Raw genomic sequence first — 18,013 nt, 5'->3', positions numbered from 1 at the left:
AATGCGGGGGTTTTTCTCATTTGACGAGTATTTTAATGCCGATCGCGATCGCTATTACCGTTCCCTACAAATGGGGCTGCCCGTGGACTTTTATGAAGGCCGCCACGACCCAGACCACACGCCCTGGTTGCTTTATTTTGTCGAGACGATGGCGCGGGCAGCGGATGAACTGCAAGCTAAAGCTAAGTCTCTTTATCAAGGCGCTGCTCCTGATGCTCTACCCTGGGAAGAATTGCCACGTCGCTCTCAGCAACTCCTCACGCGACTTTTGGCAAGAGTTCTAGATGGAGTTGAAAATCCTTTTGTGATCGGCGTTTCAGATGTTGTGTCCTGGTTTGGGGTTTCGGACAAGACGGCCCGCGAATGGCTGCAAGAGTGGACTGAAGGCTGTTTGATCCATCCGGTTTGGGCGGGTTCTGGGGCAAGAGTCCGCAGTTACGCACTGGTGGAAGGGTGGATCTCTGCTTGCTTCAAAATAAGGGAATCGCTTTCGGAAAATAGCGGAAGTTAATTTGGGCATTTAGCCCCTTATTCCAGGATTTTTTACGAATTCACAAGGTTTTTAGCTGTTGCACCCCCAAAAATAACGGAAGTTGGTTCGGAAAAATAACGCCTATTTGTAGTGACCTGCTTAGTACAGAATTTTCTAAATCTGTATCGAATTGGGTCGCTTGGAAAAAACAAGGCCTACGATGATGACCTCTTTTTGTCCGGCTTTATGGCAGGCGATCGCCTGAAGGGAGACGACTTCTTTCTAGCATTTTTATCGCGAACTTGAGGGTAGAACCTCCACTGTTTGAGGAGCGATCGCAAACAGAGCCTCATTTGCTCATCCAAATCCAACCGAAAAGTCCCATAAGGGTAATTTTGGGTACTATTCAGGGTTTAATGAGTTAAATCGCGATCAATAAAACTCGCTATGCTTGCCAATCCCTCTAGCTCCAACCCCCGTCAAGCTTCTGACATTGAAATCACCTCCCTGGTTACGGCTTCTAGCCTCCTATCGGCGTGGACGGAGTTCTTAGAACTCGATGTCGCGGCTGGGGACGCAGCACCAGATACCGCCGATACTTACCGCCGCCAGTTGCGACTGTTCGTGTCTTGGTGCGATCGCGCCGACTCCCAAATCAACCTTGCTAGTGCGACAAAGGATGATATTAAGCGCTACCGCCGTTGGTTGGTGGAAGACAGGAAATTGAAGCCTGCGACTGTGGCCCTAAAATTATCGGTAGTCAGGCGTTTCTACGATGCTGCTGCATCCAAGGGGCTGATTTTGGTCAACCCCGCCCTCAGCGTGAAGCCACCGAGGGAAAAGCGAGATGCTGCTGAGAAGGTGACTTACCTGGAAAAGTCGGAAGTGGAGAAGTTGCTGGCTACGATTAAGAGCGACGGCAGCGTGAAGGCACTGCGGGACAAGGCGCTGCTGGTGATTATGGCGCTGGAGGGGCCGCGCACGGTGGAGATGCACCGGGCTAATATTGCTGATTTGGTACAGCAGGGCAATAATTTGGGGATTCGGGTGGAGGGGAAGGGCAGCATTAGGATTGTGCCGCTAACGCCGGAGATTGCACTCGCTCTGATGAATTACTTGGAAGCGAGAAAAGCGATGGAAGTGCTTGCGCCCTCTAGCCCGCTGTTTGTAGCTGTGGGATACCGGGCAGGTGGGCAGCGGATTAGCCGCCGGGGGATACGGAAGGTTGTAGACGGCTATTTAAAGGAAGCAGGGCTGAAACATTCGCCGGGGCGCACGATATCGACCCACAGTTTGAGACATACGGCGGGAACGCTGGCGCTGCGAGCTGGGGCAGAACTGCGGCAAGTGCAGGACTTGTTGGGGCATAAAGACCCCAGGACGACTTCTATTTATACTCACGTAGCGGAGCGATGGGCCAATAATCCGGCTCTGAAGTTAGGGATTACAATTGGGTAGTAAACGACCGGAGCTACACTTTAAGTTTGGAGAAAGCCGAGTTGGATGGCATTTACCCAAAACTAGCGATAGCACAATTGCTGGCAACCTCTGATGTCTTCTGAGTGCAACGTTTACCAGCCAGTGTTTTAGAAGAAAAATTATACTTGTACAAGACGCATTAGGTTTTTGTACAAAGATTTACTTGAAATAAGTATGAGCATTGCAGGAAAAAGGTCTAGCCTTGGAGATGAATATCAACTGCGTGTAGCGCTACACTGGCTGATTCGGCTTTTAGAGGACAATATTATTGAAAGTATCCAAGTTAATTCAACAGGGCTACCAGGGGAAAACCTTTCGGTAACAGTAGACGATATTGTTGTTCTCTACAAAAATGGTCATGCTTGTTTTATCCAAGCGAAGAAGAATCAAACTGACCACAAGGCTTGGTCATTTTCAGACAAAGTGTTAAAGGATGAGTTATGCAAGGCTCGTGACCTGCTCGAGTCAAGAATCAACTCCAAAGTTAAGTTTTACTCACGCTCTCCATTTGGAGATTTGGCAAGCTTAGTTGAAAATTGTGGATATTTTGCCGAATACTCTGCTTTCCATCGCGAGGCAGACAAAAATCAGCAGGAATCATTAGAAACCCTTGCAAAAATTTTAGGACGCACCGAAGAGGCTACCTATTTTCTGGTTAGTAAAATCAGTTTTGGCTCACCTCAAGGGTTCGAGGAATGGGATCGCCAAAATAAGTCAGATTTGGATCGAATCATACCAATGGCTAATCTGGCAATGCCTATACTAGAGCGTTATCTGCAAAGTCACGAAACTAATTTAAGAGATACAAAACACACTATCAACCGCTCAGATGTATTAGCTAAATTAGCTAAAGAAGGAATAAGCCCAACGCCAAAACGCACTGAAGCAGAAATTATTACAGCCTTCAAACAAGCTTCAAGTATTGGGCGAAACTGGTTACGAACCATAGACGGTAAACCTATTCCCCGTTCTGAGTTACCAAAATTAATTGAATTAATCGAGCAGGGAAGTCGAACCATTCTACTAACAGACCGTCCTGGTAGCGGTAAAACCTGCTTGTTACTCGACCTTGTAGATTACATTGAGCGCGAAAAAGAGTCAGCTTGGGGACTTTTATTTATTAAAGGAGACCAGTTTACAAATGCCGAAAGCGAACACAAATTAGTAGCGAATGGCTTACCCGAAGATATTGTGGGTCAATGTGCTCGTCTGACAGAATTTCGCCGAACTGTCGTGATAATTGATTCCCTAGATAGTTTGTCACTAAGTCGTCAACATGATGCGCTCAAGGTTTTTCTGAGAATTATCGACCGTCTAGGAAAAATAGAGGGAGTAACTATTATTACAGCTTGCCGCAATTTTGACTTAGAGTATGACCCCTTACTTCGAGGTCGCTCTTGGCAACACAAAGTCAACTTACAACCACTTGATTTTGATGCTGAAGTTAAGCCTTTCTTAATCAACTGGAATGTTAATATTTCTAATATAACTCCTGAACTTCGGGCCTTGTTGCAAATACCTCAAAACTTGCGGATTTACGAGAAACTGGCAAAACTTGATGTTCCGTTGCAACCTGCATCTGCCTACGAACTGTACAACAGTTTTCTTGAGGAAGTCGTAGTCAAAAAACAACCCCTTGGTACTGAGGCTATTGTTGCCTTGCAAAATATGGCTGAAAAGTTAATGCAACAGCGGATAAAGCAGTACCCTAAAATATCTTTTGGAACCAACGAAGATATTGTCAGACACTTGATTAGCCAGGAGGTGCTCCTAGAAAGTTCGCCTAGTCTTTTGGAATTCAGCCATCAAACTTTAGCAGAATGTATTACCGTCCGAGCTGCGTTAGCTAAAGGCCAAACTTTAGCGCAATTTATTCTCGTTCATCCTCAGCTACCTTTTATTCGTCCAGCAGTTAGAGCATTTTTCTTTCACCTGCGTGCTTCTCAACCCGACATATTTAGGCGACAGGTGTGGAAGGTGCTGTCCCATAAGGGAATTGCTTATCATGTTAAGCGTCTTATTTGCGAATCCTTTTCCGAAATATCACCTGTGGAGGAAGATTGGCCATCGCTGCGTAGAATTTTCCAAAATTTCCCAGATTTATTTCGACGTTTGTTGTGGCGAGTAAACAATAGAGCTTGGTTTGATATCCTCACGAAGCATTGGTTTCCTGAAGTTCTATCAACAACAGAACGGGAAACTTGGTTGCTTGAGTTTGTTCGACATCTGAACGTATGGATGAATGTATACCCGGTAGAAGTCGTGGCACTTTGGAGGCAAGCAATCAAGATACAATGGGCGAACAAGCAAAAAGTCGCAGCTACAATTAGCTATACATTAAACAACTTTCAAGCTTGGAGTATTGATGGTATCCGTGAAATACTGGAAGATCTAATTGAAAATGTTAACACTGAACATAACCTTGTTGGCAAATCTCTTAGTCAATGGGTGCAAGCAACTAATTCTGGAGATGACTTGTTGTGGAAGTACATTACAAAAAATGTTTTAGCCGAAGATGCACAGCTTGGTAATTTCCATTACAACCTGCGTTGTAGGCATCATAATTTCCACAAAGATAACTTTCTAGAAATGCGCCTTTGTCAATCTGATATATTGCTGACTTTAGTATTGGATAAATTGGAACGTTGGAGCGTTGCTAGATATGGAAAAGACAAATTACATAACAATTTTTTACGCTATACGTCATGGAATAGAAGGCACAGTCGTCATGCTATCCATCATTGGAATGACCTTAATATCTTACTTTATGCTGTAGAGAAGGCACTTAAACATCGTGTTCGCCAAAATAACGCTTGGTGGCTGGGAAATGAATCCCGACTACGAAGCTCTCAGGAATTAGCTATACGTTACTTTCTCATTGAAGCCTACAAAGACAATATTATTTATTCCCACTCAATTAAGTTTTGGACTCTTATTCTTGATATTGATTGTTTAGCAGGTACTTTATTTTTAAGTAACTTTTTTCAAGCTTATATTTGTGGAGTAGAATACCTGTTGCAAGATGAGGAACTTTTCGGAGCTAGTGACCTAAGATATGAACTAGGCGAACTAATGCAAATGGCTTACCCCAAAATTTCACGATCAGCGCAAGAAACTAATCAAATAATGATTTTGTCACTGGTGTCTGAGAGGAAAGAAGATGAGACACAAGATTCTTTTTGGGTGTCCAGCGATTTATACAATTTATGCCTTTTAATTCCCTCGATTTTCCGAAGTAAAAATATACAAGATATTATCGATACTTGGCAAAATCATTTTGGCTACACTCGTCCTGAACCGACTCTTTATACCTGGGGTGGATTGGTAAGGTCTCCACTATCTCCCCAAGATTTGCTCAAGCTATCAGATCAAGGTATTTTTCAATTACTGCATTACTACCAAACACATCGAAATCGAGACACATCTGATATAAATATGGTGGGTGGATTTAGTGAAGTTAAAAGCGTATTGTGCGATGCTTGTTCCTTACACCCTGCACGTTTTGTAGTTTTATTTACCCGTTTTATCGAAGAAAATCTACACAGAGATTATTTATGCGATGTTGTAGAAGGGATCGCATTGCATCTACACTATTGTTTTGGGAACGTCAGACCAGCGCAGCAATGGACACCGATAGAACCCCTTCCTGAAGGAGAAACCCTCGCAACTACTTTACTCAATTGGCTGGAACGCTATTTAATTATTTGGGAGGATGGTAGCACAGTTAGTAAAGCCTTAGAAGCTTGTTGTAAAGTATTAATTGATTCTGAATCAGCCGAACGCTTATCATTATTGCTGTTTTGGCTATACACTAAATATCCTGGCGATAAGGAAACTTTCACCAACAAACAAGATATCATTTCCGCATCTCTTAATTCGATACATGGTGTAGCAACACGAAGTGCAATAACGCTTTGCAACCGATTATTAGAAAATGAGCAACCTGTCCCTGAATTGCTGTTGTTACTGCTGCATCATGTTGCAGACGATACAGAAATTTATGTCCGCTTTTCTATTCTTGAAGGTCTTCCCTTCCTCATGTACAAAAAGCCTGATTTGGGATGGCAACTGCTAGCGAATGTTTTCAAGGAACCTCAACCCCATTTATGGAAATATGCAGAGCAGTGTTTATATTACCAATATCGAGATAATTTTGAACGAGTTGTACCTTACTTACATCGGCTTTTACATGAGGGGATGGAAGAATCTGGCGATATTTGGGGACGACTCTCTACATTAGCAAGCTTGGCTGGACACATCAGCCAGGAAGAACTATTTGAAACCTTGGCAAAAGCCCCCCCTGGTGCATGGAAGGGAGCCACTCAAGTATTTACAGCTAATTTAGGTTTACAAGAAGATACAGAAAAATGTATTTATGGACTACTTGCTATATTACATTATGAAAATTTACCTGAAGACATTATTAGAGAAATAGATGAATGCTTTAAAGAAAAAAACACAATTAATTTTATTCAGCGTAAATTAGCTTGTGCTTTTATTGAGGCACTTCCAAGCTCCACCAGTGAGTTTGATGTTGATGGTTTTCTCGAATGGCTCGGCTATGAATCGTGTCGAGATCCGTTATCTGGGCTGGAATTAACTGAGGCACTAGCCGAAAAATTTGAAACAACGATAAATGCGAGTCTATGGCAAACAGACCCATTGATTTCGGCATTAAATGAAATTTTAAGGGAAGCAGATGAAACAGACGACCCGCAACTAATCCAGCGTGCTATTAACCTACAAGACCGTTTTTTGAGATTTGATATACACGGGATGGAGCAATTACTTAATAAGGCTGGACAGGACTAATTAAACTCATAGCTACTTGCAAGCTTAGTTCTTTCTTCGTCTTAGCTTGAGCAACCAATTAGCCCTCAACATTATTCAAACCTCTAATAAAGTCTGCCCATCTCTAGAAAAATCTGACCTGGCTTATAAATAGGGAAGCTGTCACCAGCCGCAAAGTAGCACTTTAACCCCTTGCTGTCAATGTACCCATAAGATTGCCGTTTTGGTAGTTTATGCTTCCAATTGACTGCGGCAAACATATAGTTTCGCCCCTCCAAGCTAATAAATACGTCGGCATTATTGAGATAACTGGGTTCGCCAATGCTGGATTCCGGCAATAGAAATGATTCCATTTTGAGGTTTTGGAAATTATAAAAACGCGATCGCCTTAAACTTTAACTAACATTTCCTGTATCAACTTATAATGATGTAAAACCATCAGTTGATTAGCCTTTAAAGTCTCGATGGCATAAGCCCGACCATTCAAATCGCTAAACTCAACTTCAAAAACTCCCGGTTCGTACACTTCAACAATAGTTCCCACCTGCCCCTGATATAATTCAAGCTCTGGCAAATCTTCTAGTAATGCTACCACATCTAGTAACTTCATTAGCGAATTCATCATCTCACCTCTTATTATAGAACAAAAGACGTTACCAATCGCGGGAAATCTTCATCATCCAAAACAATTCAAAGACTGCGAACTGTTGCCTGTTTTTCCTCTCTAATCATCAAAAAATCTACTTGATATTTCTGACCGTTCGGCGTAGAGGAGAAAAACTAACTCGTACAAACCCTTATTTTAGGCGATCGCCCTTACAGGGTGACAAGCAACCTGAAAGCTAGCAAGATTTGCGATTTAAACCGATTAATTTCAAAAAAGATGGAGGAGTGCGATGCCGGAGGCCCGCTTGGCCTACGCCACTTTTTCAGGTTTCGACAACGGAGAAGGAAGCTGGGGGGTGATCGTAATCATTATTGTCAATAGACCTGTCAATAAACCTCGCTCTTTTTTAGGTTAAGGAGCTTCAAAGCTTTATCTATAAATGGTCTCAGAGTAGTTGTTAACCCGTCCGGCGATCGCCTGGAGAAACGTAGAAAAACCACCATCGTCAGTTTTTTGACACCGTTTTGATACAGGTTTGATACCGTTTTGTCCCCGGTTTATCCCCGGTTCTGTCGTTTACCACTAAAAAGAGAGTTGTCGATGCGACTTAGGGAAAGCTGACGCGCATCTAATTTGTACTTTTTGAACCCTAAACCTCTTAATGCAACGAGATTATTATCAAGCATTACCTGAGCCAGTTTTGCTGCCAGGTTAATTTTTTCTTTTCCTGACAATCCACACATCATTTTACCCTAAAAATTGTCACCCTAACCTATGAGTTAAACAGTTGCCACCTCACCGAGAAAAGGCTGATATTCATCACTTGAAAAGGGGCAAAAGTCATCATAGCATTGAGCAGTTATATTACACAGCAGGCGAAACTGAAGCGGTGTCGGTGGCTGATTGACACGCTCTACGCGCACCTCTATCAAACTGGCATTCTTCAATAGTTCAAAAAACTCCCTATTCAAATATCGCGGACAATACCCGACAATATAGCGATCATCGGTATTTAAAGTCAAAGCTTTAGGATCTTTAGGATTTTGAAATTCGTGAGCTAACAACAACTTTTCTCCTGTCTCTAAGCGATTAATTCGCTCAATTGCACAAGGTGGCAAATACCGCAGTCCGTGCAAGAAAAAGTGAAGGCAATACCGCCCTTCTGAATCTGGTTCAGGAAGGGGAAAAACAGTGAGCGTATCTGTTTCTCGCCTCCCACCGCTGCGGGCTAAGATGGCAATTGGCTCTCTTTCATGCTGAGAAAGATTTAGCCACTGAATAAAACTTGAGTAATCGGGGCGATTTTTCGGCATCAACCGATTAGCAAATACGGGAAATAAGTAAGTTGATTTATATACTTCACCTAAGCGCGGAAACGAGGATAAGGGTTCAAAACCGCACTTTTCTTGAGCTTCTAAAACGCCTTGCGTGTAGGTAAATTCGTAGTTGGTTCCATCAAATGTTAGCCTGCCAATGGGAAACCAGGAACGGCTATTTTGGTCTTGCCAAGCCAAAAAAAGTGTTGATTTTGTCTTCACGGTAGCGCTTTCCTCAAGGTAAGCAGACAGCAGTTCACAAATACAAGGCTGAACTAAGCATTAATCGCGATCGCCTCTACTCTCGATCTTTTTTGAAACCTATCAACTCAAACCCTTGTGCAATAAGCCGTTCAACTTTCTTATCCCCATGTGTGCGATCGCCATAAATAACTCATGCTGTCCCCTCTTCTGCAAGCTCTAAGCGGTGCGCGTAAGTGTTGACGAATTGCCCCGAAAACAGGGATTTCACCATTACCTGAGCCCCAGAAACAGATCTAACGACATATTTCTGAACCTTACCGCAGAACCTCACCACTGAGCCCACTTTCAGCTCTGACGGTGCTATTTGGGGTACTTTTGTCTCATAAGTGGGAATGACGTGATTTTCGGGTTCTATCGCCTGATATGAAGCTGCAACTCCCATCCCTTCTGTTGTTAATGTCTCCCCAGGTGCAGCTTCCACTCCAAACACTTGAGTAGCGTGAGTCAATTCCTCATCCAGAGGCGGCACAACCTCTGATATCCCTATATTATTATCCGACCCTGTGCCAGCCGAGACCACCTCATTATTTTGTTGAGGCAAATCCTCAGAAAACGCACTCTTAGATATCCCTATATCATTATCCGACCCTGTGCCAGCCAAGACCACCTCATTATTTTGTTGAGACACATCCTGAGAAAACACACCCTCAGATATCCCCATATTATTATCCAACCCTGTGCCACTAGCTCCCCCTTCAAAACACTGAGAAAAACCTTCCGCCGACATTGCCTCTTTATCCCGCTGCTGCCAAACCTCAAAAATCGCCTCCCTGCCATCCTGGGGAAACCCAAACTGGTAAACCCTAATACGTTTTGGCCTACCTAAAGCATCTCGTTCCTCCGACCTTTCTTGGCGAACTCGCCGCAAAGTAAAGCCCAGTTTACACCTTAAAATATACTGCACCACCTCCATTGGCTTAGCCTTGGGATTGACACTAATGCCTAAAAAGTCTTTCACATCAACAGAACAAAGCTTAACTCTCTCAGCAAAAGCGATCGCAAGCGCATCAGTTCCTCGAAACTCTTTGTCTGGGTTGAAGAACTCCATCACTCCCAATTTCTTAAGTGCTTCCACCCTAGCCGTAAGTAACCGCAAATCTTGGGGACAAACCTTACCTTTACCCCTTTCCTGATGTCCAGCCAAATGATTTTTATCTCGCAACCTGACAAATTCAGGGTCATAACTTAGATAATAATGCAGGCTAATTTTGGGCAACCAGCCGTCATCATCTCTGAGTTTGAGTTCAGGCGTAACAGGCACTCCATAAGTATCCCATAATTGATACTTACGTTGCTGCTCTAGTTCTGCCTTTGTCTTAGCCCGTTTGTCCTTCAATTTCAGGTATTCAGACAGAGTAATATTTTCAGCATTGGTAACTCCTGAAGCCTCAGCCACTTTATTCTCTTCCCTAATTACTTTTGCCTCATTACTGAGACAATTAGCTACAGTTTCTAAGTTGTCTAATTCCTCTTCTAATTCTTGCGCTTGTTCAGTTAGCTGTTCTAATAAATCCCAGTCTTGGCAATTATTAGCTGCCAATTGTTGCATTTGCAGAACTTTAATCTCCCGCTGTATTTGATTTTCTCGACACAGCGTTACCCGATGCCCTTCTGATTTTAATCCCTCCCAAATTGCCTTTCTGTAGTTCCACATTCCCGCATTAATTCTAGCAGCCATTAAAGCCCAAGTCCGCAATTGAACAGGGTCATGGGCTAAATCTATGTCAAAATCAACACCATGTAACAGTTTGATATTAGTTTTAATGACTTTCTGCTGAGATTTGATTATTGCTCGATAACTAGCACTGCCATTCCCAATTTTGCCCAGACCAAATTGTTTAGTCCAAACAAACCAAGGTACATTTTCATCTCGAACTCGCGCTAGGGCTTGCAAAGCATCATTGACGGCTACGGCCCCTTGAAAGATGCCAAAAACAGCAGCAAAATGACCTCGAATGTCGATGCTGACACCAGTGCCAATTGTCGGGCTGGCAATGATGATATCGTAGTTTTGAATTAGGGTATTGAGTTGTTCAATACACCCATAAGCGGGATGATTAGGGTCTGATACTGATTCGCTATCAATCCTGAGAATTCGCTGATGGGGAAAGCGTTTTTGCAGTTGTGTTTCTAGGTTGCGACAAGACCATTTTCCTGTAACTTTTTGCGAGTCTTCTACAACCATAATGCGCGATCGATATCGCTCTATAGGGTTAGATTCAGTAGGATTTATCGAGCTATATTCAGTAGGATTTATCGGGCAACATTTGGCAGTTTGCAAACCCCATTTATCAAAATTTTTACAGTTACATTCTCCAGGATTTTTTGAAACAGATTTGACATAAATTTTAGGGTCATATCCCGTACATTTTACTGTACATTCACCAGAGGTTTTCTGATAATATTCAGCACAGGTTATAGGACAACATTTGGCACGACTTTTAAAGCCATATTCATCACGGCTTATAGGACAACATTTGACATAGCTTTCAGAACTACATTGGGTATTGCTTTCAGAACTATATTCAGCAGGATTCTTACCACCACATTCGGCACAGCTTAAGCTTATAGGACAGCATTCGGCACGGCTTTCAAGGTCACAACAAGTGACTTCTTGAGACAGAATTTGCTCCATTTGCACATACAGCGAAGCCGGGTTAGAAGTAGCAAAAAAAGTCACATCTCGCCCTCGTTTTGGTCGCCACTCGTTAACAACAACCCAAGGCGAAATAGGGATGCCTGCTATGGCTATTAAGTAGTCAATGCTGTAATCGGATAAATCTGCATCTTGGGCAACAACTAAGCCGCCACTTGTCAAGACGTTGTGGATGAGTTCTTGCAGAGTTTGCAAGATAGCAACTCGGTTTTCGCGGCAAGTTGAACTGTTTAAGGCGTGCCAGATGACTTGTTCGCACTCATCGATGATGACGATCGCACCTTCCCAGTCTTCAGGATTAAAATTAGCTTGAGACAATGGGTGGAGGCTGTCTATGCACAACCCGTATCCGAACAGTTTACCAAGGGCTGAGTCTCTGGTTTCGTCGATGTAGTTGATTCCTAAGCTGGCACAGATCGCCCTACCTAGTTGAATCCTGTGGGTAATTATCAGCACGCGGCGATCGCCTGTGTCAAGGGCTTGTGAGACTAAGTTAGTCAAGGCTTGGGTTTTGCCGGTGCCTTTGGGGGCTTTGATGCAAGCTAACCCGGACTCTGGATAGGGGAGTTTCCCCAGATAGCGAGAATTTAGCCTTAAAGAGGCGGGATAGGTTAAAAGCCATGATTCCCTATCAAGCCAGAATTGGAAGCCTTGCGCTTCATTTTTGAGGGTGCTGAAGGCATCCTCGCCCTTCGATACCACGAAATCGTCAACGCCTTTTTCTGGCCCTGGCAGGTTGATGACTTTGACGGGGCAATTTGCCGCTGCGAACAGGCGGCCGAGTTTGCCAATTTCCCGGTTGACGTTTTGGATGGTTTGGCGTTTGCTGTCGCGGTCGAAGCAGATGTAGATTTCCCGCCCTGGGGTGGCGAAGTGTTGCAGTTCAGGGATGAGGTAGGGGTCGCATTTTTCGCCTTGTGGGGTTTTGGTTCTGACACCGCCGGTGACACCGGGGAGGGCAATAGCGGCATAGCCCAGTGTGAGTAAGCACCCGGCTTTTTTTGCGCCTTCAACGATGGTGATGGGGATGTTGTTGTCCCATACCCATTGCCAGAACTGAGGCTGGTTTGGGGGAGAGGGAGCGGGAGAGCAGGGGGGCAGAGGGGCAGAGGGGCAGCACGGGCTAGGGGCAGGGCAGCACGGACTAGGGGCAGAGGGGAGATTTTCGTCCTCCATCTCCCCCGCTCCCCCGCTCCCCCGCTCCCCCGCTCCCAAATCCTCTGGGTCGATGGGTAAATCGTAGCGGGCTGCGACTTTTGCCCAGATGTGGTCTGGAACTTGCAGGAAGAAGGCTCTGGTGGGGGTTTTGGGGGGGTGTTCGTATTTGACGGGTTTGATTTTGCCTTTGGGGTCAAAGGCGTTTCGGGGTTGGTGGGGTTTGAAGCAGCCCCAATACATAGGCTGCCAGTTGTTGAGGGGGTCAAGGCCTGAGCACCACCAGCCACCAGCTTCGATGTGGCTGTAGTGTTTTCTGGCCCACCGCCATTGTGCGTCGGGGTGGACTCTACCGGAGGCGGCGGTGATTTCGGACAGGAGGTACGGGTAGGGGGTGTCGCCTTCTAGGGTTTGGACGTTGAGGGCGATGAGGTCGGGGTCTATGGCCGAAGCTAGCCATTCGGACAAAGGGGAGATGGGTGATGTCATTGGACACCCCCGGTGTTGGTCAAATGGAAGGAAGGCCAGATGGGGTCAGGCGGGGTTGAGGGGGCTTTTCGTAGGGGTTGAGGCTGAGTGAGTTTGGTAAATGCACCCAGTCTTTTTGTGCAGGGTTTCACGGGAGCTATTCCTTGGTAGCGGAATAACTCTTTGTCTCACCTTTCGCAAAAGGCTGTTGGTTGGCTGATCTAAACTTCTCTAGATCTTATCAGGCTTGTAATCAAAGGCTGAAACCAAGACGGGGCAAAGGTTTTGAAAAAACATTGTCCTGGGATGTGGATGATTTTGTCCTGGGATGTGGATGATTTTGTCCTGGGATGTGGATGATTTTGTAATCAAGCTAAAACGCATAGACAGCAAAGCTTTTAGGGCGATTTTTAAAACTTTTTTGTTGATTACACGACTCTCACCGACTTGATTACAAAAACGAGCCCTTCAGGGGGGCTAGTTAGAGCAAACGCATCTATAAGCAGAAGTCAGGAGTTAGGATTGCAGGATTCAGGATTCAGAAATAAAATGTAATCACAGCAATGGTTTCAGCAATTAAGAATTCCCTGACCGCTTTGGCGGTTATAAAATTAGCCCCAGCTTCCTTCGAGGCTTGGGTAACTTCAAGATTGTTAGTAGTTCTCGCGACGTGAACTTTAGTCTTGGATTTCCAACAGCTTGAGCAATTTAGCCTCTATTTCTGGGCTGATAGTCCGCTGTCCACGCTCTATCTGAGCAATCAGCGATTGTGAGACCCCCAACCAGCCAGCCAATTTTCTCTGGTTCCATCCCTTGTCTTCACGGGCTTTTCGCAGATCAGCACTTGTTATTGGTATTGGCTTTGGCAAAGCAGGCTTTAATTGTTGAGGTTCAGCCTTGCTTGCTACCAAGACTGGGATGGGTTCTGGCTGAAGTATGAAGAGCTTGGCCGCCAGCCACTGATCCAGGTAGCCTTTTGGGTTCCTTTCTTTGTTTTCTGGCTGAAGTCTCTCTGGATAAGTTTCTGGGTCAAATTGAATTTGCCAGGCCAAAGTTATCAAGAGTTGTAAGGCATCATCCCAGTTCTGTTTTAAGTTGTAAGCTTTACGGCGATCGCTGCGGGCTGAGTCAATTTCTCGTTTGGGTAAAATCGCTTCTAGCAGGGTTAAGACTCGGTATTCACCACTGGTATGAAATCGGCTTTCTATCGTGACATGAATTGCTAGTCTTAAGGCAAATTCGTTATGGTATGGATCAATTCTTAGCACCTGTTGGGAAAGGTAGCCAAATTGATATAATGCTTCCCGCGATTTAGCTCCAGCTCGATTCAAAAAATCTTGAGTCCACAATCCGGGTTGGACTGTTATGTATATCTCATAGGGGTTGTCTACCTTGCCTTCAAAATTTAATTGACCTTGGGGTTTGATGTAGATATTCCACATTCTCCCTACAGGAGCGCTAGCTATAATTTGCCCTTTCTTGTTCGTTCCCTCAATCCAAACAGCTTTGACCAATAAACAATCAAGAGCAAATGCTGTTTTCGCAATCTCTAGCAGCTTTTCTGTTTGAGTTTTTTTGTGATTTTTATCCCACCCCATTTCCTTGACAATATCGCTAGCTTTTAGTGTAAATAGGCTTTGCCAAGGAGTCTCCTGTTTCATAGTATGGGCTGCAAAAATCATGTGCAGTTTGGCACTGGTGAACCCAAATTTATCAATAATTTGCTGGGCTTCATCCCAAGGGAGCAAGGTAATGTCACCAGGGCTGCTAATGTAATGCTCAATATAATTGCTAGAGTTGCCCTTGGCTTGATGTTGGAAAACAGCAATACTGCTTGCAGCCTCTCCCCATAAATCTGTCCGGATCTGGGCACGGAGACTGGAAGCCATTAAAGCGGCTGTTGGCAGGGCAACAGTTGCTTTATTATTGAATAATCTGGGTTCAGTTACTGGAACTGGAAGGGGTGCAAGTCCTAATATTTTTGCTAATTCATCTGCTAATAGGTTTTGTACATTTATTTGCTGTAATAATTCATCGGTTACATGATATCCACACGCATTAATTATCTGGGATTCTGTCCAGGATTCTGATTTTTGGAAGGATGGGTCAGGAGGAAAAGCCAGCATTCCGGGCGGGATGTCTGAATGGGGTTCTCCCTGATTCCAGATATCTAAGTGATTCATAATCCACTCGGCATTCTTTTCCCAGAAATCCGATGTGAAGAATTTTTCAAATTGTTTTTCTAAATGTGCTACTAATTTAGGGGTAATTTTTAAGTCTTCATAGGGAGACTTTTGTTGCCCAGTTTCTTGAAAAATTTTCGTTTTCAAAGCCTGATGCAATTGGGTAGCTACATTCACTAATATTGCATATTGAAGTTTACCTTCCCTGGCTAGCTTGAGAGCGTATTCTTGGATGCGCTCTCGGTCTTTTATAGGGATGATATGTTGTCGGGTTCCCACCTCAGCAACTCCCCTGGTTGTATTTGATAAGCTGTACATATTTTGTCTAACACCCGCTTTGATGGCAACACATCACGGTTGTGGTAAAGCCGATAACCCGCTGATTGGGTTATCCCCGCCTGTTTCCAAAACTGGTAGACGGTTAATCCTCTGCTGTCTATAAATTCCTTAAGAGTATTGATAATCACACGACAAACTACTAGCACTATTTCAAAGCTAGTGGCAGGTAGCTCGTTATTACAATACTATCGCTTGACAATACTATTGTACCACGATAGTATAAAAGCTAGGGGCAGCCCTAAAACTTCCCTCTCCAGCTCACGCAACACTGCGTTGGTGAAGGTGGAGGAGGCGAAGACAAAACAAAACCAGCCCTTACCGCTCAAGACTGGACATCTTCGGTAAGGGCTGGCACTCCCAGAAAAAAGGAGCATTATTATTATGACCGCAATTTCTGTTGGCACTCTAGCCAGCGCTGATTTGTCTTTCCCTCTAACATCGCCCCTAGTAGCAGCGGTGCAAGAGCCAAACGCCTTTGACAGCGATACGCCACCCACAGCCGGTGATGGTCGTCGCAGCCAGATTCCAGACAACTTAGATGAGCTTAAATTGGCACAACTGAAAGCGATCGCGCGGCAATTCCACCTGATGACCCACGTTGTAGAAAGCGGCCCGCTTAACCAAAAAGCCAGCTACATCAAAACATTGGAAGCTTATCGCCATCAACACCAGTACGAAGCGGCTACCGCCTCGAATTCGGAGTGCGATCGTTTCTTTGCATCCGATGTTAACGACTACCTAGAACCCGTTGAACTTGCAGACCGGTTGCACTCGTCAAACGAACCAATTTTAACGCTCACGGGAGACGAACCCGAACTGCAAGCAATTGAGTCAACAGGTGAATTCCGCTGCACTGTAGGTGATTGCACCATCCGAGAAGTGGCTGGCATTGCTTATCTCGATACGCCATCAGGATCGTATCAGTTCAAAGCCGGCTTGGGGGAGTGCGCGATCGCATTATCAACAACACCTGAAACCCTCAGCCAGATCATCGCACACTTGCAAAAATTCAACGGGCGCACCAGTTTCCCTACTACTTTTGCACAAGCTGTGTTCGCAATTGAGCAGCAATCGCAGCCACCCACACCGATGATGGATTGGGCCCAAAAGCTCAATCAAGCATTTGCCGGAGTGAGTGCAATTGGCATAGCGATCGCCATATCAGCCATACCCATAATATCAGTTTTCACAGTTCTAAATGTTGCCATTTACCAAGTACCAAAAATGCAACTTTTAGCCTTGAGTTACTGCCAAGAACACCCCAACGATTCAAGCGTGCAAGCCCAACCCAGATGGCACAGACGGCTAAATTTTTTTACCCCATTTGTGAGCTATTTTTAGCGCTGACGAGATTAGCTCACGCAACAATTAGGGTTTCAAGCAAATTAGCTCATTGGCACATAAAAATTAGCTCATTGGCACAATGCCTACACCGAAAAAGCCTGTAGAAGTTGATGTGGGAGGCCAGCCGAAAAAAATCTGGTATCGCTATCAACTTCGCAAGGCAATGAGAGTATCCGAACCCACATTCAAAAGGCGGTTAATGCTGCTGCAAGAAGAATGTCCAGAGTTTGGATACCTGCCTTACGTCCGAGAATTCTCTAATTTCCAGGCTCAATGCTTGCTTACCTTAGAAGCTTGGGTCAAAGAAGCCAATTACTGCATTGATTCCGTTCGCAAACGTTTAGCAGAAGAAGGATTACCAACCCATGAATACAACAGACCTAACAATTGACCGCAAAGACATCAAAACCACTTGGGGATTACCCAAAGTTTCAGATGTCACCAACGCCCGCAGAGCACTTGGTCAACCCGACTGGCAAAACTCCAAAATGTCTGAAGCCGATGCCCTTGAAATCAATCAATATTTCTCCTTAGTTTTAGACAAAAAAATCTCACCAGACGATGCAATTTTACAAATAGCATCATCCCGAAACGGACGCAGTGCTTACTGCAACGAAATCGACCCAGATGCTATAGCTAAACCCTCCGATGCCAAGCGAGACGAAACTGAAGACAAAGGTGCAGCCATTCAAGCACTTATTGAAGCCACACAGCAAGGCAACATTGGCTTAGCCGAAACAGGCTCACAAATGGCAAAAGCTAACATTCAAGCCTTAAAAGTAGGTTATGTCACCACTTTAGTCACCGAATTGTCCGACTTTGGCAACAACCTTCGCAGCAACTTAAACAGTTTATCCGAGGCAGCAGCAGCCACCCCTTTAGACTTGAGGGAAGCCAAACTTCCCACCCCAAAGTTAGCAGTACCCGTAACTTCGAGTG

The 18,013-nt window shown here is 44.6% G+C and carries 12 protein-coding genes; 6 read left to right on the top strand and 6 right to left on the bottom strand.

The genetic code is table 11. The annotated features are described in order from the left end of the window. From PY364_RS08965 to PY364_RS08955, 3 genes are all read left to right on the top strand, one after another. Window positions 1-511 (top strand): hypothetical protein (locus PY364_RS08965; protein WP_275521920.1); only part of this gene is annotated, 511 nt, incomplete at its 5' end. Between the two features lie 408 nt (window positions 512-919). Then, on the top strand, window positions 920-1,930 hold the full coding sequence (locus tag PY364_RS08960) for a tyrosine-type recombinase/integrase (protein WP_275521919.1): 1,011 nt from the start codon (window positions 920-922) through the stop codon (window positions 1,928-1,930). 195 nt (window positions 1,931-2,125) lie between these two features. Then, window positions 2,126-6,763 (top strand): ATP-binding protein, encoded by a 4,638-nt coding sequence (locus PY364_RS08955; protein ID WP_275521918.1) that lies wholly within the window; start codon window positions 2,126-2,128, stop codon window positions 6,761-6,763. A gap of 83 nt (window positions 6,764-6,846) precedes the next feature. On the opposite strand, the gene PY364_RS08950 is transcribed toward PY364_RS08955, so the two are convergent. The 6 genes from PY364_RS08950 to PY364_RS08925 form a co-directional block, all read right to left on the bottom strand. After that, window positions 6,847-7,095 (bottom strand): hypothetical protein, encoded by a 249-nt coding sequence (locus PY364_RS08950; protein ID WP_275521917.1) that lies wholly within the window; start codon window positions 7,093-7,095, stop codon window positions 6,847-6,849. A 35-nt stretch (window positions 7,096-7,130) separates the two neighbouring features. After that, a complete protein-coding gene (locus tag PY364_RS08945) occupies window positions 7,131-7,367 on the bottom strand; it encodes a DUF4926 domain-containing protein (RefSeq protein WP_275521916.1) in 237 nt (78 codons plus the stop codon). A gap of 761 nt (window positions 7,368-8,128) precedes the next feature. Then, window positions 8,129-8,887: an HIRAN domain-containing protein gene (locus PY364_RS08940; protein ID WP_275521915.1), complete on the bottom strand. Its 759-nt coding sequence runs from the start codon at window positions 8,885-8,887 to the stop codon at window positions 8,129-8,131. Window positions 8,888-9,059: 172 nt separating this feature from the next. Next, a complete protein-coding gene (locus PY364_RS08935; protein WP_275521914.1) occupies window positions 9,060-13,229 on the bottom strand; it encodes a plasmid replication protein, CyRepA1 family in 4,170 nt (1,389 codons plus the stop codon). A gap of 656 nt (window positions 13,230-13,885) precedes the next feature. Continuing rightward, window positions 13,886-15,670: a helix-turn-helix transcriptional regulator gene (locus PY364_RS08930; RefSeq protein WP_275521913.1), complete on the bottom strand. Its 1,785-nt coding sequence runs from the start codon at window positions 15,668-15,670 to the stop codon at window positions 13,886-13,888. Then, window positions 15,640-15,858 carry a helix-turn-helix transcriptional regulator gene (locus tag PY364_RS08925; protein WP_275521912.1) on the bottom strand — a complete coding sequence of 73 codons (219 nt, stop codon included), beginning with the start codon at window positions 15,856-15,858 and terminating at the stop codon, window positions 15,640-15,642. Before PY364_RS08925 ends, PY364_RS08930 begins: the two co-directional genes overlap by 31 nt. Window positions 15,859-16,111: 253 nt before the next feature. On the opposite strand from PY364_RS08925, the gene PY364_RS08920 reads away from it, so the two are divergent. The 3 genes from PY364_RS08920 to PY364_RS08910 form a co-directional block, all read left to right on the top strand. Then, window positions 16,112-17,071: a hypothetical protein gene (locus PY364_RS08920; RefSeq protein WP_275521911.1), complete on the top strand. Its 960-nt coding sequence runs from the start codon at window positions 16,112-16,114 to the stop codon at window positions 17,069-17,071. A gap of 82 nt (window positions 17,072-17,153) precedes the next feature. Continuing rightward, window positions 17,154-17,465 (top strand): hypothetical protein, encoded by a 312-nt coding sequence (locus PY364_RS08915; RefSeq protein ID WP_275521910.1) that lies wholly within the window; start codon window positions 17,154-17,156, stop codon window positions 17,463-17,465. After that, a partial coding sequence (locus PY364_RS08910) for a hypothetical protein (RefSeq protein WP_275521908.1) occupies window positions 17,440-18,013 on the top strand: 574 nt, incomplete at its 3' end. The genes PY364_RS08915 and PY364_RS08910, both read left to right, overlap by 26 nt.

Source organism: Kamptonema sp. UHCC 0994 (genome assembly GCF_029167235.1).
GTDB lineage: Bacteria > Cyanobacteriota > Cyanobacteriia > Cyanobacteriales > Microcoleaceae > Kamptonema.
This window is presented reverse-complemented; position numbering and strand designations above follow the sequence as displayed.

Excerpts from the sequence above, each read along its gene's own strand:
- PY364_RS08960 (WP_275521919.1), top strand. The coding sequence starts at position 920 with ATGCTTGCCAATCCCTCTAGCTCCAACCCCCGTCAAGCTTCTGACATT.
- PY364_RS08955 (WP_275521918.1), top strand. The coding sequence starts at position 2,126 with ATGAGCATTGCAGGAAAAAGGTCTAGCCTTGGAGATGAATATCAACTG.
- PY364_RS08950 (WP_275521917.1), bottom strand. The coding sequence starts at position 7,095 with ATGGAATCATTTCTATTGCCGGAATCCAGCATTGGCGAACCCAGTTAT.
- PY364_RS08945 (WP_275521916.1), bottom strand. The coding sequence starts at position 7,367 with ATGATGAATTCGCTAATGAAGTTACTAGATGTGGTAGCATTACTAGAA.
- PY364_RS08935 (WP_275521914.1), bottom strand. The coding sequence starts at position 13,229 with ATGACATCACCCATCTCCCCTTTGTCCGAATGGCTAGCTTCGGCCATA.
- PY364_RS08920 (WP_275521911.1), top strand. The coding sequence starts at position 16,112 with ATGACCGCAATTTCTGTTGGCACTCTAGCCAGCGCTGATTTGTCTTTC.
- PY364_RS08915 (WP_275521910.1), top strand. The coding sequence starts at position 17,154 with ATGCCTACACCGAAAAAGCCTGTAGAAGTTGATGTGGGAGGCCAGCCG.